This is a genomic window from Burkholderia sp. APQ4-4ca (genome assembly GCF_057837105.1).
Genome location: NZ_JBYQCG010000113.1, coordinates 16,163 through 35,200 on the forward strand (window position 1 = coordinate 16,163; position 19,038 = coordinate 35,200).

At 67.6% G+C, this 19,038-nt stretch carries 16 protein-coding genes and 2 pseudogenes; 11 read left to right on the forward strand and 7 right to left on the reverse strand.

The window, feature by feature from the left end:
- The 4 genes and pseudogenes from AC3IFE_RS14470 to AC3IFE_RS14485 form a co-directional block, all read left to right on the forward strand.
- Positions 1-182: pseudogene (locus AC3IFE_RS14470) on the forward strand (hypothetical protein); the annotation flags it as partial.
- 193 nt (positions 183-375) lie between these two features.
- Entirely contained in the window at positions 376-2,760 is a 2,385-nt protein-coding gene (locus AC3IFE_RS14475; RefSeq protein WP_489190907.1) for a DNA polymerase II, read from the forward strand.
- Positions 2,761-3,189: 429 nt separating this feature from the next.
- Entirely contained in the window at positions 3,190-4,323 is a 1,134-nt protein-coding gene (locus AC3IFE_RS14480; protein ID WP_489190908.1) for a J domain-containing protein, read from the forward strand.
- 192 nt (positions 4,324-4,515) lie between these two features.
- Positions 4,516-4,650 carry a hypothetical protein gene (locus AC3IFE_RS14485; RefSeq protein ID WP_489190924.1) on the forward strand — a complete coding sequence of 45 codons (135 nt, stop codon included), beginning with the start codon at positions 4,516-4,518 and terminating at the stop codon, positions 4,648-4,650.
- 136 nt (positions 4,651-4,786) lie between these two features.
- On the opposite strand, the gene AC3IFE_RS14490 is transcribed toward AC3IFE_RS14485, so the two are convergent.
- Positions 4,787-5,509 (reverse strand): GntR family transcriptional regulator, encoded by a 723-nt coding sequence (locus AC3IFE_RS14490; protein ID WP_489190909.1) that lies wholly within the window; start codon positions 5,507-5,509, stop codon positions 4,787-4,789.
- A 183-nt stretch (positions 5,510-5,692) separates the two neighbouring features.
- Between AC3IFE_RS14490 and AC3IFE_RS14495 the strand changes: the two genes are divergently transcribed.
- The 4 genes from AC3IFE_RS14495 to AC3IFE_RS14510 all read left to right on the forward strand — a co-directional run bounded on the left by AC3IFE_RS14495 (position 5,693) and on the right by AC3IFE_RS14510 (position 12,211).
- Positions 5,693-6,913, forward strand: a complete 1,221-nt coding sequence (locus AC3IFE_RS14495; protein WP_489190910.1) for a pyridoxal-phosphate-dependent aminotransferase family protein — start codon at positions 5,693-5,695, stop codon at positions 6,911-6,913.
- A gap of 148 nt (positions 6,914-7,061) precedes the next feature.
- Complete coding sequence (locus tag AC3IFE_RS14500; RefSeq protein WP_489190911.1) at positions 7,062-8,336, forward strand: MFS transporter; 1,275 nt, start codon at positions 7,062-7,064, stop codon at positions 8,334-8,336.
- 50 nt (positions 8,337-8,386) lie between these two features.
- A complete protein-coding gene (locus AC3IFE_RS14505) occupies positions 8,387-9,148 on the forward strand; it encodes a 2-keto-4-pentenoate hydratase (protein ID WP_489190912.1) in 762 nt (253 codons plus the stop codon).
- Positions 9,149-9,187: 39 nt separating this feature from the next.
- Complete coding sequence (locus tag AC3IFE_RS14510) at positions 9,188-12,211, forward strand: FAD-binding and (Fe-S)-binding domain-containing protein (RefSeq protein WP_089468884.1); 3,024 nt, start codon at positions 9,188-9,190, stop codon at positions 12,209-12,211.
- 21 nt (positions 12,212-12,232) lie between these two features.
- Here AC3IFE_RS14510 and AC3IFE_RS14515 read toward each other — a convergent pair whose 3' ends face one another.
- The 6 genes from AC3IFE_RS14515 to AC3IFE_RS14540 all read right to left on the reverse strand — a co-directional run bounded on the left by AC3IFE_RS14515 (position 12,233) and on the right by AC3IFE_RS14540 (position 17,838).
- Positions 12,233-13,138, reverse strand: coding sequence for a LysR family transcriptional regulator (locus AC3IFE_RS14515; protein ID WP_489190913.1), 906 nt, complete (start codon positions 13,136-13,138; stop codon positions 12,233-12,235).
- Positions 13,139-13,217: 79 nt separating this feature from the next.
- The gene (locus tag AC3IFE_RS14520; RefSeq protein ID WP_489190914.1) at positions 13,218-14,462 is read right to left on the reverse strand and encodes an acyl-CoA dehydrogenase family protein; all 1,245 of its coding nucleotides are present in this window, start codon (positions 14,460-14,462) and stop codon (positions 13,218-13,220) included.
- A gap of 50 nt (positions 14,463-14,512) precedes the next feature.
- On the reverse strand, positions 14,513-15,271 hold the full coding sequence (locus AC3IFE_RS14525; protein WP_489190915.1) for an SDR family NAD(P)-dependent oxidoreductase: 759 nt from the start codon (positions 15,269-15,271) through the stop codon (positions 14,513-14,515).
- 7 nt (positions 15,272-15,278) lie between these two features.
- Entirely contained in the window at positions 15,279-16,043 is a 765-nt protein-coding gene (locus AC3IFE_RS14530) for an SDR family oxidoreductase (protein WP_489190916.1), read from the reverse strand.
- 69 nt (positions 16,044-16,112) lie between these two features.
- Entirely contained in the window at positions 16,113-17,144 is a 1,032-nt protein-coding gene (locus AC3IFE_RS14535) for a phosphotransferase (protein ID WP_489190917.1), read from the reverse strand.
- Between the two features lie 19 nt (positions 17,145-17,163).
- Positions 17,164-17,838 (reverse strand): histidine phosphatase family protein, encoded by a 675-nt coding sequence (locus AC3IFE_RS14540; RefSeq protein WP_089468878.1) that lies wholly within the window; start codon positions 17,836-17,838, stop codon positions 17,164-17,166.
- Positions 17,839-18,010: 172 nt separating this feature from the next.
- Here AC3IFE_RS14540 and AC3IFE_RS14545 point away from each other — a divergent pair, with 172 nt between their 5' ends.
- The 3 genes and pseudogenes from AC3IFE_RS14545 to AC3IFE_RS14555 all read left to right on the forward strand — a co-directional run.
- On the forward strand, positions 18,011-18,217 hold the full coding sequence (locus AC3IFE_RS14545) for a DUF1737 domain-containing protein (RefSeq protein ID WP_301737470.1): 207 nt from the start codon (positions 18,011-18,013) through the stop codon (positions 18,215-18,217).
- Between the two features lie 124 nt (positions 18,218-18,341).
- Positions 18,342-18,497, forward strand: coding sequence for a DUF3309 family protein (locus AC3IFE_RS14550; RefSeq protein ID WP_011881216.1), 156 nt, complete (start codon positions 18,342-18,344; stop codon positions 18,495-18,497).
- 313 nt (positions 18,498-18,810) lie between these two features.
- A pseudogene (locus AC3IFE_RS14555) lies at positions 18,811-19,020 on the forward strand (winged helix-turn-helix domain-containing protein); the annotation flags it as partial.
- Positions 19,021-19,038: the final 18 nt, after the last annotated feature.

Here is a 19,038-nt window from a genome sequence, read left to right on the forward strand (position 1 = left end):
GCCCACTTCCGTCCTGCTGCGTACCCACCATTCGCCCCCCTATCCAGGGCAGCATCGTGACGATCGACCATGATGTGCCGCGCACCGCCAAGTCGCATCCCGTCGTCATCGAATTCCCGGATGGCGACGGCGCCACCGCGACACTGTCCCACGTCGGTGACGATGCCCTCGACTCGCGATAGAGGAATACGTCACGCAGAAGCGCCACGCAATCGTCATGCGCCACTGGTTGCCGGGGCCGATCGATGCGGCCCGCACGGGATGGCGCATCACGCGCCGCCTTTCCTGCCACCTGATGCCATCGGCCCGACGCCGGCGCAAACCGCGTCCAGGCGCTAAAATCCGCCGCCTGGGCATCCACCACGAGCAAGCGTTTTGACGGCGTTCGAGCAGGGCTTCATCCTTACCCGCCACTGGCGGGACACCGCATCCGGCATCGAGATCGAGTTCTGGCTGGCAACCGAACACGGTCCGCGCCGCGTGCGGTTGCGCCCGCAGGAAGCGGTCGCGTTCATCCCGGCCGAACAGCAGGCGCTTGCCGAACGGACGCTGGCCGACGAGCGCGAAGCCGAGTTGCGCCCGCTCGCGCTGCGCGACTTCCGGCAGCGCCCGGTCGTCGGCCTCTATTGCAAGCGCTACCGCCATCTGTCCGGGCTCCAGAAGCGGCTCGCCGCCGCCGGTGTCGACGTCTACGAAGCCGACGTGCAGCCGCCCGACCGCTACGCGATGGAGCGCTTCATCACCGCATGCGTTCAGTTTCGCGGCCAGCCCGGCCGCGACGGCACGCTCACCGGCGGCGAGCTGAAGCCCGCAACCGGTTACCGCCCGACGCTGCGCTGCGTGTCGCTCGACGTCGAAACCAGCGTCCACGGCGAGCTGTACTCGATCGCGCTCGAAGGCTGCGGACAACGTCAGGTCTACATGCTCGGCCCGCCGAACGGCGACGCAAGCGGCAGCGCAGCTCCCCTTGACTTCAACCTCGACTATTGCGACAGCCGCGCCGCCATGCTCGCGCGGCTCAACGACTGGTTCGACGCGCACGACCCCGACGCGGTGATCGGCTGGAACCTCGTGCAGTTCGACCTGCGCATCCTGCACGCGCACGCGGAGCAATATGGCGTGCCGCTGAAGCTCGGGCGCGGCGGCAGCGTGCTCGACTGGCGCGCGCACGGCCAGCAGCCCGATCACTTCTTCGCGGGCGCGGCCGGCCGGCTGATCCTCGACGGCATCGACATGCTGAAATCCGCGACGTGGACCTTCCCGTCGTTCAGCCTCGAATACGTGTCGCAATCGCTGCTCGGCGAAGGCAAGTCGATCGACAACCCGTACCAGCGGATGGACGAGATCCAGCGCCGCTTCGATCATGACAAGCCCGCGCTCGCGCGCTACAACCTGAAGGACTGCGAACTCGTCACGCGCATCTTCGACAAGGCCGACCTGCTCTCCTTCGCGCTCGAACGCGCAAGCGTCACGGGCCTCGCGGCCGATCGCACCGGCGGCTCGGTCGCGGCGTTCACGCACCTGTACCTGCCGCGCATGCACCGGCTCGGCTACGTCGCGCCGAACCTCGGCGACGTGACAGGGCAGAACAGCCCCGGCGGCTTCGTGATGGATTCGCGCCCCGGGCTGTACGACTCAGTGCTCGTGTTCGACTACAAGAGCCTCTATCCGTCGATCATCCGCACGTTCCTGATCGATCCGGTCGGCCTGATCGAGGGGCTCGCGCAGCCCGCCGACGACGCATCGGTGCCCGGCTTTCTCGGCGCGCGTTTCTCGCGCACCGCGCACTGCCTGCCCGAGATCGTGCGCCGCGTGTGGGAAGGCCGCGACGACGCGAAGCGGCAGCGCAACGCGCCGCTGTCGCAGGCGCTGAAGATCATCATGAATTCGTTCTACGGCGTGCTCGGCTCGACGGGCTGCCGCTTCTTCGACCCGCGCCTCGCGTCGTCGATCACGATGCGCGGCCACGAAATCATGCACCGCACGCGCCAACTGATCGAAGCTCAGGGTTACGAAGTGATTTACGGCGATACCGATTCGACGTTCGTTTGGCTCGGCCATGCGCATGACGACGACGAAGCCGGCGCCATGGGTCGCGCGCTCGTCGAACACGTGAATCGCTGGTGGCAAGCCCATCTGCGCGAGCAGTTCGGGCTCGACAGCGCGCTGGAGCTGCAATACGAGCGGCATTACCGCCGCTTCCTGATGCCGACCGTGCGCGGCGCGGAAGAAGGCAGCAAGAAGCGCTATGCGGGCCTCGCGGCGACGGCCGACGGCGGCGAGGATCTCGTGTTCAAGGGGCTCGAAACGGTACGCACCGACTGGACGCCGCTCGCCCAGCAGTTCCAGCGCGAGTTGTACCGGCGCGTGTTCAGGCGCGAGCCGCACCAGGATTTCATTCGCGACTACGTGCGTCGCACGCTGGCCGGCGAATTCGACGATCAGCTCGTCTACCGCAAGCGCGTGCGCCGGCCGCTGCGCGAATACGAACGCAACGTGCCGCCGCACGTGCGCGCGGCGCGGATCGCCGACGACTTCAATCACGCGCAGGGCCGGCCGCTGCAGTATCAGCGCGGCGGCTGGATCAGCTACGTGATGACGACGGCCGGCCCCGAGCCGCTGGAGACGATGCGCTCACCGATCGACTACGCGTTCTACCTGAGCCGTCAGCTTCAGCCCGTCGCCGATGCGATCCTGCCGTTCCTGCGCGACGATTTCGAACGCGTGATCTCCGGGCAAGGGCAGCTGTTCGGCGACTGACGGACCCCACTCCGGGGGGCCCGGTTGCGCGTGCAACCGATTTCCTTCTAGCAGCGCGTCTCCCCTTGTTTCGCGATCGATCCATAGCAACATCGATCGGCATTCGTACACGCCCGCCCGCCGCACGATAAGCAACACCCATTTCCCCGGCCTGACATCGGACTCGGACACCGCACGCTTCCGGTTGCCGTCTCTCTCCGCGTCCCGCGCATCAGGAGTGGTCAATGCGGGTAGCGCCGTCGCAGCACGTGGCGATGCACGATCCCAGCTGCATGCGCCCTTGCGCGCGCTCTCGCATTCTGGAACACAGCCCGCCAGGAATCGCCGTTTATCCGGTCGTTCAGGTTCCTAAATTCCGCGCCGCCCCGCAGGCATCCGGCTAAAATACCGGCCTGCCGCGCGTCCTGCCGCGGCCGGAGGACACTCATCATGACCGCACGTCGCGGTGCCGCGGTCGCCATCGCACCCGGCCACGAGACAGCCAGCCTGTCGAAAGCCCAGCAAACGTTCAATACGCTCGTCAAGCAGATCGAAAAGCGCCGCGAGCGGCTCGGCGCGTGGGACGCCGTGATGCCGGCGTTCCAGAAGAAGTTCGTCGACGGCCTGCTGCCGCTCGAACAGGCGTCGACGGTGTTGCGAATCCAGTTGCTCAACCTGCTCGACGACGCGTTCCTGCAGAAAGGTCTGAGCAAGGCCGAACAACGCACGCTGTCCGCGCTGATCGCCGACATGGCGCGCGACTTGCTCGACGTCAGCGACGACGCGACGTTGAAAATCATCTACAACCGGCACTGCCTGTCCGATGACAACGACCGCGCAGCGACCGCCCCCGCACGGACGAAGCCGGAACCGGAAACAGATCCCGCACCCGCCGCCGAACCGGCGGACGATCTCGACGCGCTGTCGCCCGACGAACTCGCCGCGCGCATGCAGGCCGAACTCGACGAACAGTTCAAGCGCGACATGGCCGCCCACGAGGCCCGCGAAGCACAGCGCGCGAAGCGCAAGAAGGCGCCCCGGCAATCGGCCGCGCAGGCGCGACGCGAAGCCGAGCAGGCCGAATCGAGCAAGTCGCTTCGCGACGTCTATCGCAAGCTCGCCAGCGCGCTGCATCCCGATCGCGAAACCGATCCCGAGGAACAGGCGCGCAAGACCGTGCTGATGCAACGCGTCAACCACGCGTATGCGAAAGGCAACCTCCTGCACCTGCTGGAGCTGCAACTGGAGATCGAACAGATCGACCGGCGCGCGATCGACGGCCTGAGCGAGGCGCGGCTGACGCACTACAACGGCATCCTGGAGGAACAGCTCCGCGAGCTCGGCCGGGAGATCGTGCACGTCGAGAACGATTTCAGGCGAACGTACGGCATCGCGTCGTCGACCAAGATCGCGCCCGATACGGTGATGCGCATGCTGACGCGGGACATTGCCGGCATGCAGCGCAGCAACCACGATCTGACCGTCGCACTGCGCGAGTTCGACGATCCGGACAAGGTCCGGGACTGGCTGAAGGACCTGAAGCGCCGGCCCGCCGCATCCCGCTTCGACGACGAGCCGTTCTGACGAAACGGCGGCACGCACGTACGCGCCGCCGCCGTGCCCGTTCACACGGCGCGCATCACGCGCGGTGCCGCGAGGCCGGCCCCGCTTCGCCGGTCAGGTTGAACACGCGGTCGATCCGCGCGAGAAACGTCGAGAACGTGAAATCCGACCACTGCCGCGGGCGGGCAGCTCGCGCTCGGCCGCCAATACAACGTGCCGTTCGAGAGGGTGTCGCTGACCTACGGCTCGAACCCGTGGGCCGGCCCGCAGGCCCCATCCTTCAACCTGTTCAAGCCCGAACAGACGATGCTCGCGCCCGCGCGCACCCGCAACATGATCCAGCGCTGAACGGAGCACGCGCAGACAGAGGGCGGCGCAGCGCGCGGGAATGCCGACGGCCTTGCGTCCACGCCGGCGGATATCGACGCTGCGTGACGTGACACGCATGCAGTGACGCGGCTGCATCGCGCCGCGCCTGGCGTCGTTACGCGAGCTTGTGTACGTCGGTATCGACTTCCGCATGCAGCAACAGCACCGCGTCGCGCTTTTCCAGCAGATGCCGCCGCAGGATCGCCGCAAGCGCCTTGCCGTCGCGCGCGTCGAGCGCCTTGATCATCTCCTCGTGGTCGTGCACCGCGCGATCCCACTTCTCGACGTGCTGGTTCGAACGGAACCGCATCGACATGAGCCGCCGGTTGATCGACTGGTACGTCGCGCGCAGCGCCGAGTTGCGCGCGGCCTCGTTGATGCGGTCGTGGATTTCCTGGTTTCGGCTGTAGTAGCCGGGCAGGTCGTTCTGCATCCGGCACGCGAGCATCGAGTAATGCAGCGCCTTGATCTCGGCGAGTTCGGCCGGCGTGATGCGCTCGCACGCCAGTTCGCCTGAAAACGCCTCCAGCCCCGACATCAGTTCGAACGTCTCGCGGATCTCCGATTCCGTCATCCGGTACACGCTCGCGCCGCGGTTCGGCGACAGCACCAGCAGCCCCTCGGCCGCCAGCACCTTGAACGCCTCGCGCAGCGGCGTGCGCGAGATGCCGAGCGTCTCGCACAGCTCGCGCTCGTTCAGCCGCATGCCAGGCGTCAGCACGCCCTCGACGATGAACTTGCGCAAATGCTCGACAACCGTGTCGTGCAACCGTTGCCGCTCCAGTTTCGGCAGTGCCGGCGCGCCGCCGGCATGCTCCAGATCATTCAAATCTTGCATGCAAAGTCCTTCCTTCTTGCTTCCCGCGATTCTACTGCAAGTGGCCCGACCCGAATATCGCATGGCTAATATCGGGTAAACACCGGCATCTTCGGCGAAATCAACGCTTGGTTCCGTCGGGATCGCTCTGCTAAAGTATTTTGCATGCAAAATTCAAAATACAACCACGGAGATAGATTGACCATGCTGCAACTCGACTTCCACCCGTCCGGCCGCCACTTTCTGCAGATTCCGGGGCCGAGCCCGGTGCCGGACCGCATCCTGCGGGCGATGAGCTATCCGACCATCGATCACCGCGGCCCCGAATTCGGCGCGCTCGGCCTGAAGGTGCTGGCCGGCATCAAGCAGATCTTCAAGACCACGCAGCCGGTGGTCATCTATCCGGCGTCGGGCACCGGCGCGTGGGAAGCCGCGCTGACCAACACGCTGAGCGCGGGCGACACGGTGCTGATGTACGAGACCGGCCACTTCGCGACGCTGTGGAAGAAGATGGCCGAGGCGCTCGGCCTGAAGCCCGAGTTCCTCGGCCTGCCGGGCATCGAAGGCTGGCGCCGCGGCGTGCAGCCGGACCTGGTCGAAGCGCGCCTGCGCGCCGATACCGCGCACGTCATCAAGGCCGTGTGCGTGGTGCACAACGAGACGTCCACCGGCGTCACGTCCGACATCGCGGCCGTGCGCCGCGCGATCGACGCGGCCGGCCACCCGGCGCTGCTGATGGTCGACACGATCTCGGGGCTCGCGTCCGCCGACTACCGCCATGACGAATGGGGCGTCGACGTGACGGTGTCGGGTTCGCAGAAAGGGCTGATGCTGCCGCCGGGCATCAGCTTCAACGCGGTGTCGGCCAAGGCGCTCGCGGCGAGCGAGCACGCCACGCTGCCGCGCGCGTTCTGGGGCTGGCACGAGATCATCGACGCAAACCGGAACGGCTACTGGCCGTACACGCCGAACACCAACCTGCTGTACGGGCTCGCCGAAGCGCTCGACATGATCCTCGGCGAAGGGCTCGACAACGTGTTCGCGCGCCACCAGCGGCTCGCCGAGGCGACGCGCCGCGCGGTGCGCGCGTGGGGCCTCGAGATCCAGTGCGCGGATCCGGCCGTCTACAGCCCGGTGCTGACCGGCGTGATGATGCCCGACGGCGTCGACGCGGACGCCGTGCGCAAGCTGATTTACGAACGCTTCGACATGTCGCTCGGGCAGGCGCTCGGCAAGATGCGCGGCCGGATGTTCCGCATCGGCCATCTCGGCGACTGCAACGACCTCACGCTGATGGCGACGCTCGCCGGCTGCGAGATGGGGCTGAAGCTCGCCGGCGTGCCGGTTGCCGCGAGCGGCGTCGTCGCGGCGATGGACGCGCTCGGATCGCACACCCACACGCCCGCGCTGCGCGCGGCGGCCTGACCACGGGTGCCCGCGGCGCATCGCGGGCGCTCCGCTCGTTCCCCTTTGCGGCCCCGCACGACGCGCGGCCGCGCTGCATCGGCACGCAACCGGCCCCAGAGCCGGCGCCGCGGCAGCGGCAAGCCAGACAACATCAAGGAGACGCACCATGAAGCTGTTCCGGGCGACCAGCATCGTGCTGGTGATGCTATGCGTGATGTACTTCATCACGTACCTCGATCGCGTGAACGTGAGCACGGCGGCGGCCGGGTTCGGCCGGGAATTCGGGCTGAACAGGACGGAAATCGGCCTGGTGTTTTCCGCGTTCGCGTATCCGTACCTCGTGTTCCAGATCATCGGCGGCTGGGTCAGCGACCGCTTCGGCGCGCGCCGCACGCTGCTCGCGTGCGGGCTGCTGTGGGCCGTCGCGACGCTGCTCACCGGGATGGCCGGCGGCCTCGCATCGCTGCTCGCCGCACGGCTGCTGCTCGGGCTCGGCGAAGGCGCGACGTTCCCGGCGGCCACGTCGGCGATGGCGCGCTGGGTGCCGCGCGAGAAACGCGGCTTCGCGCAGGGCATCACGCATGCGTTCTCGCGGGTCGGCAACGCGGTCGCGCCGGCCGCCGTCGTCGCAGTGATGGCCGTGTACGGATGGCGCGAATCGTTCTACATCTGCGGCGTGATCAGCATCGTATGGGTCGCGGTCTGGGCGCTCGTCTACACCGAACATCCGAAGGATCATCCGCGCATCACGCAGGCCGAACTCGATGCGCTGCCGCCGCCGAAGCAAAAGCCCGCGACCGTGCCGTGGGGGCCGCTGTTTCGCCGGATGATGCCGGTAACGATCGTCTACTTCTGCTACGGCTGGACGCTGTGGCTGTTCCTGAGCTGGATTCCGCAGTACTTCCTGCACAGCTACGACCTCGACCTGAAGAAATCGGCCGTGTTCGCGTCCGCGGTGTTCTTCGCGGGCGTGGTCGGCGACACGCTCGGCGGCCTCGTCACCGATCGCATCTATGCGCGCACCGGCAGCCTCAAGCGCGCGCGCAGCTGGATGGTGTCGGTATGCATGCTGCTCACGTTGCTGTCGCTGTTGCCGCTGCTGTTCACGCATCACCTGTACGTGTCGATGGCGTGCCTCGCGTCCGGCTTCTTCTTCGCCGAGATGACGATCGGCCCGATGTGGGCCGTGCCGATGGACATCGCGCCGGAATACTCGGGCACCGCGAGCGGGATGATGAATTCCGGCTCCGCGCTCGCGGCGATCCTGTCGCCGGTGATCTCCGGCTTCGTGATCGACCGCTTCGGCAACTGGGAGCTGCCGTTCATCGGCAGCATGGTGCTGATGGGCGTCGGCGTGCTGCTCGCGTTCCGCATGCAGCCGGAAAGCCGCTTCGCCGATGCGCCCGCCGAACGCCCGGCCGCCAATCGTTCGCCGGCCTGACGCCAACCGGGCGCTGCCGCCGGCGCCCGCCTTTTCTTCCGCTACCGACGATGACCCAAGCTACCCACGATCTCGCCGCCCGGCTCGTTGCCGGCTGGCACCAAGGCATCGCGTTCGCCGCGCTGCCGCCCGAACTCGTCCCCGCCAGCGCCGACGCCGCGTATGCGGTGCAGGCGCACGTGCTCGCCGCACGCCATGCCGCGATCGGCGCGTGGAAGGTCGGCGCGAAGCAACCCGACGGCCCGATCCAGGGCGCGCCGCTGCCGGACGACTGCCGGCATGCGAGCGGCGTCACGCTGCCGCGCGGCGCGTTCCGGCCGCTCGGGCTCGAACTGGAGACCGCGTTCCGCTTCGGCCGCGACTTCGCCCCGCGCGCCGCCGCGTATGCCGACGACGACGTGTTCGACGGTATCTCGCAGATGGGCGCCGCGATCGAGATCGTCGCGAGCCGCTTCCGCGAATGGCCGGACGTCGCCCCCGCCGCGCAACTCGCCGACCTGCAGAATCACGGCGCGCTCGTGCTCGGCGAGATGACCGGCTATCGCGCGGATTTCCCGTTCGTCGCACCGGCTCCCGCTTTCACGTTCGACGGGCGCGACATCGCCGAGGCCGCGACGGGCGCCAACCCCGCGGGCGATCCGCGCCGCCTGCTGCCGTGGCTCGTGAATCACGCGTCGCGGCACGGGATCGCGCTGCCGGCCGGCACCGTCGTCACGACCGGCTCGTACACGGGAATGTTTTTCCCGCGGACCGCGGGCACGGCCGTCGGCCGCATGCCGGGGCTGCCGCCCGTCAGCGTCACGCTCGCGTGAGCGTCGCCCGTTCCGTTCTCCCCGATACCGACCGCCACCATGACATCCGCCATCACGCCCTCGCTGGTTCGCCCCATCCATCTCGTGCCGTCGCAAGGTGCCGCGCTGTCGCCGCTGTTCGAGCGGCTGCGCACGGCCATGCGCGGCGACGTCCACGCCGATCGCGCGAGCCGCGGCCGCTATGCGACCGACGCGTCGATCTACCAGATCATGCCGCTCGGCGTGGTCGTGCCGCGCGACCAGGACGATCTGCGCGTCGCGCTCGACATCGCGCGCGACCGCCAGATCCCCGTGCTCGCACGCGGCGCCGGTACGAGCCAGTGCGGGCAGACGGTCGGCGAGGCGCTCGTGGTCGACAACAGCAAATGGCTGAACCGGATCGTCGAATTCGATGCGCACGCGCGCACCGTCACCGTCGAACCGGGCATCGTGCTCGACCACCTGAACGCATGGCTGAAGCCGCACGGGCTGTGGTTTCCGGTCGACGTGTCGACCGGCGCGCAATGCACGATCGGCGGGATGGCCGGCAACAACTCGTGCGGATCGCGTTCGATCGAGTACGGCAACATGGTGCACAACGTGCTCGCGATCGACGCGATCCTTGCGGACGGCAGCGAATGCCGGTTCGGATCGCTCGCGCAGCCCGTCACCGACCGCCGCACGCTCGACCTGCTGCACGGCGTCGAACGGATCGCGACACGCGAGCGCGACGAGCTCGCGGAGCGCGTGCCGAAGGTGCTGCGCCGCGTGGCCGGCTACAACCTCGACCTGTTCGACTGCCAGAACCCGCGCGCGTACACCGACGACGGCCACGCGAATCTCGCCCACCTGCTCGTCGGCTCGGAAGGCACGCTCGCGTACAGCCGGCAGATCACGCTGAAGCTCGCGCCGCTGCCCGCGCACAAGACGCTCGGCGTCGTGAACTTCCCGACCTTCTACCAGGCGATGGACACCGCGCAGCACATCGTGAAGCTCGAGCCGGTGGCCGTCGAGCTCGTCGACCGCACGATGATCGACCTGTCGATGGAGAACCCGGCGTTCCGGCCGGTGATCGAGCAGGCGCTGGTCGGACAGCCGCAGGCGATCCTGCTCGTCGAGTTCGCGGGCGAATCGCGCGACGCGCAACTGGCACAACTCGACCGGCTCGCCGAACTGATGGCCGATCTCGGGCTGCCCGGCAGCGTCGTGAAGATGACCGAGGCCGGCGCACAGAAGGCGCTGTGGGACGTGCGCAAGGCCGGGCTGAACATCATGATGAGCATGAAGGGCGACGGCAAGCCGGTGTCGTTCATCGAGGATTGCGCGGTGCCGCTCGAACATCTCGCCGAATACACGCGCCGCCTCACCGACGTGTTCCACAAGCACGAAACCGAAGGCACGTGGTATGCGCATGCCAGCGTCGGCACGCTGCACGTGCGGCCGATCCTCGACATGCGGCGCGACGGCGCGACGCGCATGCGCGCGATCGCCGAGGAAGCGGCGGCGCTCGTGCGCGAGTACAAGGGCGCGTATTCGGGCGAACACGGCGACGGGCTGTGCCGCGGCGAATGGATCGCATGGCAGTACGGCCCGCGCCTGAATGCGGCGTTCGCGGAGATCAAGGCGCTGTTCGATCCCGACAACCGCTTCAACCCCGACAAGATCGTCAATCCGCCGCGCATGGATGCGCGCGAAAACTTCCGCTTCGCGCCCGGCTATGCCGCGCGGCCGCTGCAGCCCGCGCTCGACTGGTCGGCCTGGAACGTCACGCGCAACCCGCTGACCGGCGACGAAACCGCGCCCGGCACGGGTGCCGACGTCACGCACGGGCTCGCGTCGGCGGTCGAGATGTGCAACAACAACGGCCACTGCCGCAAGTTCGACGCGGGCACGATGTGCCCGAGCTACCGCGTGACGCGCGACGAACAGCACGTGACGCGCGGCCGCGCGAACACATTGCGGCTCGCGGTGACGGGGCAACTCGGCGCCGACGGCCTCGCCGGCGACGACGTGAAGGCCGCGCTCGACCTGTGCGTATCGTGCAAGGGCTGCAAGCGCGATTGCCCGACCGGCGTCGACATGGCGCGTTTCAAGATCGAAGCGCGGCACGCATGGAGCCGCAAGCACGGCACGTCCTTGCGCGAACGGCTCGTCGCGTATCTGCCGCGTTACGCACCATGGGCGTCGAGGATGCACGGCGCGATCGCATTCGCGAACGGCGTGCCGATCGTCGCGTCGGCGCTGAAACGATGGATCGGGCTGGCGCCGCAGCGCGCATTGCCGGCGTTTGCGCGGCCGTTTCTGGCGGATGCGGCGACGCATGCGGGTGCCGGCACGTCGCCCCGTGAAGTGCTGCTCTTCGTCGATACGTTCAGCAACTACCAGGAACCGGACAACGCACGCGCCGCGCAAGCGGTGCTCGAAGCGGCCGGCTACACCGTGCACTTCAACGTGCGCGCGGGCGAGCGGCCGCTGTGCTGCGGCCGCACGTTCCTCGCGGCCGGGCTCGTCGACGAAGCGAAGGCCGAGGCCAAGCGCACGCTCGATACGTTGCGGCCGTACCTCGAACGCGGCGCCGCGATCGTGGGGCTGGAGCCGTCGTGCCTGCTGTCGATGCGCGACGAGTTTCTTGCCTATGGTTACGGTGACGAAGCGGCGCGACTCGCGAGCCACGCGTTCCTGTTCGAGGAATTTCTCGTCCGCGAGCAGGCAGCCGGCCGGTTGTCGCTACGGCTGCGCGAACTCGACGGAACCGCCGAGGCGCTGGTGCACGGCCACTGCCATCAGAAGGCGTTCGGCGCCTTCACGCCGGTGCAGACCGTGCTGCGCTGGATTCCGGGGCTCAAGGTGTCGCCGGTCGAATCGTCGTGCTGCGGGATGGCCGGCAGCTTCGGTTACGAAGCCGAGCATTACGACGCATCGCAGGCGATGGCCGAGCTGTCGCTGTTGCCGGCCGTGCGGGCGCGGGCCGAAGGTGCGATCGTCGTCGCGGACGGCACGAGTTGCCGGCATCAGATTCACGATGGCGCACAGACGCAGGCCGTGCATGTGGCGCGCGTGCTGGCGCAGGCGCTGCAATGCTGACGACGCCATCGCCGCGCGGCTTCACCGCCCCTCCCCCATCCCGCCCATCAATGCCATCAACTGCCCGCGCAGCCACTGGCTGCCCTGATCCTGATCGGCGCTGCGATGCCAGTAGCAGAAGTAATCGAGCCCCGGCATCTCGAACGGCAGTTCGAGAATCCGCGCCGGATAGCGCTGCAGCAGCCGCAGCGGCGCGGTGAGCGCGAGATCGCCGCGCATCGCGATCAGCGGCGCGACCATGTAGTGCTGCACGCGCATCTGGATGTTGCGGCGCAGCCCGAGCCGCGTCAGTTCCGCGTCGACGTGCCCGCTGCCCTTGCGGCGGCTCGATACGTGGATGTGCCCCATCGACAGGTAGTCGTCCATGGTCAGCGTGTCGCCCTTGAACGGATGATCGTCGCGGATCATGCACGCGTAGCGGTCCTGCACGAGCAGCGCCTGGTGCAGATGCGGATCGCCAATCAGCGGCGCGTCGATCGCGATGTCGACCGAGCCGTTCGCGAGCGCGGTCGCGACTTCACGGCGGTCCATCGTGTAGCTGCGCACGTGCATGCCGGGCGCATGCGTCTGCAGCAGTTCGCCGAGCGCCGGCAGCAGCAGCGCTTCGGTCAGGTCGCTCATGCTGAGGCGGAACACGCGCTCGGACGAAGCCGGATCGAACACGTCGCCTTCGTGCGCGCTCGAATCGAGCAATTGCAGCGCCTCGCGCACGCGGCCGACGATGTTCTCGGCCATCGGTGTCGGCATCATCCCGGCCGGCGTGCTGACGAACAGCGGATCGTTCAGCGTCTTGCGCAGCCGCGCCAGCGCGTTGCTGACGGCCGGCTGCGTGAGGTTCAGCAGCTCGGCCGCGCGCGTCAGGTTGCGCTTGTTGTAGATCGCCTCGAATACGACGAACAGGTTCAGATCAATCTTCGAAAGGCGCATCGCCGGATCTCCTTGCCGGCATCTTAATACGGCGTGCGCCTCCCGTTCGTCCAGGTCATGCTCCCGCGTGGGGGGCCGCTCAACCGCGCGGCGGCGGCGTCAGGTACGGTGCGGTCGAACCGGGTTCGCCGTCCTTGATCTCCATCCGCGCGATCGCCTGCAGGTGCACCTCGTCCGGGCCGTCGGCGAAGCGCAGCGCGCGGCCCCAGGTCCACAGGTCGGCCAGCGGCGTATCGGGGCTCAACCCGGCCGCGCCGAACACCTGCATCGCGCGATCGCACACGTCCGTATAAACGGTCGGCACGAGCGCCTTGATCATCGAAATCTCCTTGCGCGCGGCCTTCGCGCCGACCTTGTCGATCATCCACGCGGCCTTCAGCACCAGCAGGCGCGCCTGGTCGATCTCGATGCGCGACCGCGCGATCCATTCGCCGACGGTGCCGTGCCGGTTCAGCGGCTTGCCGAACGCGACGCGCGACTGCGCGCGGTCGACCATCAGTTCCAGCGCCAGCTCGGCCGCGCCGATCGACCGCATGCAGTGGTGGATGCGGCCCGGCCCGAGGCGCGCCTGCGCGAGCGCGAAGCCGCTGCCTTCCTCGCCGAGCAGGTTGCGCGCCGGCACGCGCACGTCGTCGAACGTGATCTCGCAGTGCCCTTCCGGCGCGTAGTGATTGACCACCGTGATGTTGCGCACGACCGTCACGCCCGGCGTGTCGCGCGGCACGAGGATCATGCTCTGCTGCTGATGCGACTCGGCCGCGGGATCGGTCTTGCCCATCACGATGAAGATCTTGCAGTTCGGATGCGCGGCGTTCGTGATGAACCACTTGCGGCCGTTGATCACGTATTCGTCGCCCACGCGCTCGATGCGCGTCGTGATGTTGGTCGCATCCGACGACGCGACGTCGGGCTCCGTCATCGCGAACGCCGAGCGGATTTCCCCGCGCAGCAGCGGCAGCAGCCATTGTTCGCGTTGCTCCGGCGTCGCGAACATGTGCAGCAGCTCCATGTTGCCCGTGTCCGGCGCATTGCAGTTGAACACTTCCGACGCCCAGCTCACGCGCCCCATGATCTCGGCGAGCGGCGCGTATTCGAGGTTCGTCAGGCCCATGCCCGGCTCGTCGTCCTTCAGGTGCGGCAGGAACAGGTTCCACAGCCCTTCCGCTTTCGCGCGCTCCTTCAGCGCTTCCATGAACGACACCGGATACTGCCCCGCGTGCACTTCGTCGTTCCACTGGCGGATGCGCGGCACGATGTGCGCATCCATGAAGGCGCTCACGCGTTCGCGCAGCGCTTCCACTTTCGGGGTGTAGCCAAAGTCCATGATCGATTCCTCGAGATTTTCGTGTTTCGGTTCGTTCGGTTCGGTTCGGTTCAGAAGGCCGAGACGCCGCCGTCGACGGCGACGGCTTGTCCGGTCAGATACGTGTTTTCCTTCGCGCACAGCATCAGCATCGTCGCGACGATTTCATCGGGCCGGCCGAGCCGCTTCATCGGCGAGCCCTGCGCCAGAAAATCCTGGCGCTCGCCGATCTCGCTTTCGGTGACCATCGGCGTCGTGCTGTAGAACGGGCACACCGCATTCACGCGGATGCCGTGGCGCGCGTATTCGAGCGCGGCCGTCTTCGTGAGCCCGACCACCGCATGTTTCGACGCCGCATACGCGGCCAGTTTCGGCGCGCCGCCGAGCCCGGCCATCGACGCGACGTTCAGGATCACGCCTTCGCGCTGCGCGAGCATCTGGCGGATCTGGTGCTTCATCCCGAAGAACACGCCCTTCGCGTTCACCGCGAAGCTCAGGTCGAGATCGGCTTCGTCGGTGTCGATCAGCGCCTTCATCGGCGGCGCGATGCCCGCGTTGTTGATGCCGACGTCGAGCCGCCCGAAGCGCGCGACGGTTTCATGCACCAGTGAAGCGACGTCCGTTTCGACGCGCACGTCGCAGCGCTGCGCAATCACGTCGGCACCGGCCGCGCGCAGCGGCGCGGCGACGCGTTCGAGCGCGTCGCCGTTCAGGTCGCCGAGCGCGAGCCGCGCGCCCATCGCGGCGAGTTCGCTCGCGAGCAGCGCGCCGAAGCCGCTCGCGGCGCCGGTGATCATCACGGCCTGGCCGGCGTAGCTGGCGAGTTTCATCGCGCGCTCAGATCGTCAGGCCGCCGTCGACGACGATGCATTCGCCGTTCGTATAGCTCGCCGCGTCCGACACGAGATACAGCACGGTGCCCGCCATCTCGCGCGGCTCCGCATGGCGGCGCAGCGGGATCTTCGCCTTCCACGTCTCGTAGATGTCCTTGTCGGCGAACAGCGCGCCGGCGAATTTCGTCTTCGTGAGGCCCGGCAGCAGCGCATTCACGCGGATGCCGAGCGGCCCGCATTCCTTCGCGAACGCCTTCGTCATGTTGACGACGGCCGCCTTCGTGATCGAGTAGATGCCTTGCCGGTCGCCCGGTTGCAGCGCATTCACCGACGCGGTGTTGACGATCGCGCCGCCGCCATGCGTCTTCATCAGCTTGCCGGCCTCGACCGACATGAAGAAGTAGCCGCGGATGTTCACGTCGACGGTCTTTTCATACGCGGCGAGATCCGTATCGAGGATGTGCCCGAAATACGGGTTCGCGGCCGCGTTGTTCACGAGGATGTCGAGGCGGCCGTGCTTGCCGCGGATGTGCTCGAACGTCGCGGCGATGTCCTCCAAGCGCCCGACGTGGCACGCCAGCGCCTCGGCGCGGCCGCCCGCCGCGATGATTGCGTCCGCCACCGCCTGGCAGTCGTCGATCTTGCGGCTCGACACGATCACGTGCGCACCCTGCTCCGCGAGCAGCTTCGCGATTTCCTCGCCGATGCCGCGGCTCGCGCCCGTCACCAATGCGATCTTGCCCGTCAGGTCGAACAGATTCGTTGCCATGTTGCTGTGCTCCTCCATTGATTGTGTTGTCGTGCCGCCGTGTGGTGACCGCGGCGATTCGCGGCGAGGTCAGCGATGCGCGTCGATCACGCCGACGGCCAGCTCGGCCAGCCGGCCGGCCATTTCGCCGACGAGCAGCGCCTGTTCGCTCGATGCGTTGCCCTGCAGCGCGCGCGCCTTCACGCCCTGCGCGATCGCCGCGAGCCGGAAGAAACTGAAGGCGAGGTAGAAGTGCCAGTCGCGGATCGGCTCGATCCCGCGCAGTTCGCAGTAGCGCGCGACGATCGCCGCTTCGTCCGGAATACCGAGTGCGGCACGATCCTGGCCCGCGAGCCCGCGCACCTGCCCGCCCGACGGCAACCGCAGGCACATGCAGAAATACGCGAGATCGGCGAGCGGGTTGCCGAGCGTCGACAATTCCCAATCGAGCACGGCCTGCACGCGATAGCCGTCGCGCGCGAACATCAGGTTGTCGATCCGGAAATCGCCGTGCACGAGCGCCGGCCGACCCCTGTCCTCGGGGCACGCCTTCGGCAGCCAGTCGATCAGCGCCTCCATCGCGTCGAGGCGCCCGGTTTCGGCCGCGCGATACTGCTTCGTCCACACGCCGATCTGCCGCTCGAAGTAGTTGCCCGGCCGGCCGTAGTCGGCGAGGCCCACCGCGTCGACGTCGACGTCGTGCAGCGCGGCCAACGTCTGCAGCAACGCGTCGTAGCAGGTCGCGCGATCGGCCTTCGGGAGTTCCGGCAGCGCGGGATCCCAGAAGATCCGGCCGTCCTCGAAACTCATCACGTAGAACAGGCTGCCGATCACGTCGCGGTCCTCGCACAGGTGATACGGGTGCGCGACCGGCACCGCGGTGCCCGACAGCGCGGTGAGCACGCGGAATTCGCGGTCGACCGCGTGCGCGGATTTCAGCAGTTCGCCCGGCGGCTGGCGGCGCAGCACGTAGCGGCCGCTCTTCGCATTCAGCAGGAAAGTCGGATTCGACTGGCCGCCGGCAAACTTCTCCGTGTCGACCGGGCCTTCGAAGCCCGGGACGTGCGTTTCCAGATAGCGCGTGAGGCGGGCTACGTCGAGTTGCTGGGAAGGGTTCGTCATCGTCGCGATCGTTCGTGGGTCAGCCGTAGGTTCGCAGCGCGTGTCGTTCGGGATCCTCCAGGTGCGGGATGCCGTTGAACGACGCGAGGTGGAACGCGTCGGCGTTGAAGAAAAACTGCGAAAGACTGCTGTTGCGGATTTGCAGGTTCAGCGCGATCGCGCTCGACGGCGGCGCCGCGAGCACCTGCTGCACGGTGACTGCGATCGGGCCGCCGGAGCTCACCGCGAGCACGCGCTGGCCGCCGCCTGCGCGGATCGCCGCGCGCGCATCGGCCACGCGCTGCTGGAAATGGGCCCAGGTTTCGGGTGCCGCCTCGCCGAGCTTGTCCTCGGTCCACAGTTGCAGCACCTGCCGGAGCGCGCGGAAATGCTCCTTCATCGAGCCGGCCGCGAGCCGCGCGATCTCCGGGTAGTCGCTGGCGGCCGCCGCGAACAGCCCGTGGAAATCGTATTCGTTCAGACCCGGATGGCGATCGACCGCGACGCCTTCGCCACCCATCCCGCGCAGGATCGCGGCGACCGTCTGCGCATGGCGGTTCATCGTGCCGCAGATTACGCGGTCGAACGTCAGGCCCTGCCGCGTAAAGTATTCGCCGAGCCACACGCCCTGCTGGTCGCCCGCCGCGGAAAGCCGGTCGTAGTCGTCGGTGCCGAACGACGCCTGCCCATGCCGTACCAGAAAGAGTTCAGCCATTGCATGCCCGCCTAAGTGAAGGATTCAGCATAGCGAGCGGGCGGCCATTTTTAAAATTTATTTGTTGAATGAATCGGCATTCATGAGGGAAATACCCCGCCCGCCTTCGCCGGCGGCGTAGCTTTGTCCGACTTATACTGCCCGATCCGCCCCCTTCACAGGAGTCCCGCCCATGTCGCATTCCCCGCCCAACGACCTGCCCCGCTATCGCCTGCTGACAGGCAAGGACGACGCCACGTTTTGCCACCGCGTATCGGATGCGCTGGCGCTCGGCTATCGCCTGTACGGATCGCCCGCCGCCACTTTCAACGGCGATCACGTCGTCGTCGCCCAGGCCCTGCTCTGGCCGGACGCCGCCGGCACGGACGCCGGCGCGTAATCGCGGTCGCCCGCTTCCGAATCGTCCGGTGCGGCAGCGGTGCCCTGCGGCGTGATCGGTCCCTCGTCGCGGCACGCGAATTGCGACAGCGCACACCGTGTCGAATAAATTCTGGAGGGATGCGATGCTCGGTACGATCCTCATCATCGTTCTGATTCTGCTGCTCATTGGAGCCTTTCCTGCATGGCCGCACAGCCGAAGCTGGGGCTACTGGCCATCGGGGAGCGTCGGGCTGATCGTCGTCATTGTCGTGATACTGGTGCTGCTCGGTCGCATCTGAGGATGGACGCGCGTGCCTGCGGTATGGGCACGCGCGTTCCGGTATCGGCCCCGGGGGTTTCCCTCACGACTTCTTTACAAACGCAAGCAACCCGCGCAACAAAGCACGGCAGTGCCTCCCTCGATTCCTCTGCGCACATTTCGATAAAGCTGTTAGGCCGATACGCGTGCGCGACGTGCGAGCGCGCACTCCCGACCCGCCACAGCCTCTCGCCGATGCGCAAGCGCATTCTCCGTGAGCGATCCATAGCGTCCCAACATGTCGCCTCGTGTGAGGCCGCCCGTCCGGAGATCGTCGAGATCCTGACCGCCTGGCGACGGTCGAAGTCGGCGGCGTGCGCCACACGCTCGTGCTGACGCTCGCCGAATTCACGTTGCTCGCGCAACTCGCGGGCGCGCCGCGCCGCGTGTTCAGCCGCGCCGAGCTGATGGCGACCTGCCTGCCGGAAGGCGACGCGCTGGAGCGCACGGTCGACAGCCACGTCAGCAAGCTGCGCAAAAAACTCGACGATTTCGCGCCGGCGCCGACAGCGAGCGTTTCC

Excerpts from the sequence above, each read along its gene's own strand:
- AC3IFE_RS14480 (WP_489190908.1), top strand. The coding sequence starts at position 3,190 with ATGACCGCACGTCGCGGTGCCGCGGTCGCCATCGCACCCGGCCACGAG.
- AC3IFE_RS14490 (WP_489190909.1), bottom strand. The coding sequence starts at position 5,509 with ATGCAAGATTTGAATGATCTGGAGCATGCCGGCGGCGCGCCGGCACTG.
- AC3IFE_RS14495 (WP_489190910.1), top strand. The coding sequence starts at position 5,693 with ATGCTGCAACTCGACTTCCACCCGTCCGGCCGCCACTTTCTGCAGATT.
- AC3IFE_RS14500 (WP_489190911.1), top strand. The coding sequence starts at position 7,062 with ATGAAGCTGTTCCGGGCGACCAGCATCGTGCTGGTGATGCTATGCGTG.
- AC3IFE_RS14505 (WP_489190912.1), top strand. The coding sequence starts at position 8,387 with ATGACCCAAGCTACCCACGATCTCGCCGCCCGGCTCGTTGCCGGCTGG.
- AC3IFE_RS14510 (WP_089468884.1), top strand. The coding sequence starts at position 9,188 with ATGACATCCGCCATCACGCCCTCGCTGGTTCGCCCCATCCATCTCGTG.
- AC3IFE_RS14515 (WP_489190913.1), bottom strand. The coding sequence starts at position 13,138 with ATGCGCCTTTCGAAGATTGATCTGAACCTGTTCGTCGTATTCGAGGCG.
- AC3IFE_RS14520 (WP_489190914.1), bottom strand. The coding sequence starts at position 14,462 with ATGGACTTTGGCTACACCCCGAAAGTGGAAGCGCTGCGCGAACGCGTG.
- AC3IFE_RS14525 (WP_489190915.1), bottom strand. The coding sequence starts at position 15,271 with ATGAAACTCGCCAGCTACGCCGGCCAGGCCGTGATGATCACCGGCGCC.
- AC3IFE_RS14530 (WP_489190916.1), bottom strand. The coding sequence starts at position 16,043 with ATGGCAACGAATCTGTTCGACCTGACGGGCAAGATCGCATTGGTGACG.
- AC3IFE_RS14535 (WP_489190917.1), bottom strand. The coding sequence starts at position 17,144 with ATGACGAACCCTTCCCAGCAACTCGACGTAGCCCGCCTCACGCGCTAT.
- AC3IFE_RS14540 (WP_089468878.1), bottom strand. The coding sequence starts at position 17,838 with ATGGCTGAACTCTTTCTGGTACGGCATGGGCAGGCGTCGTTCGGCACC.
- AC3IFE_RS14545 (WP_301737470.1), top strand. The coding sequence starts at position 18,011 with ATGTCGCATTCCCCGCCCAACGACCTGCCCCGCTATCGCCTGCTGACA.
- AC3IFE_RS14550 (WP_011881216.1), top strand. The coding sequence starts at position 18,342 with ATGCTCGGTACGATCCTCATCATCGTTCTGATTCTGCTGCTCATTGGA.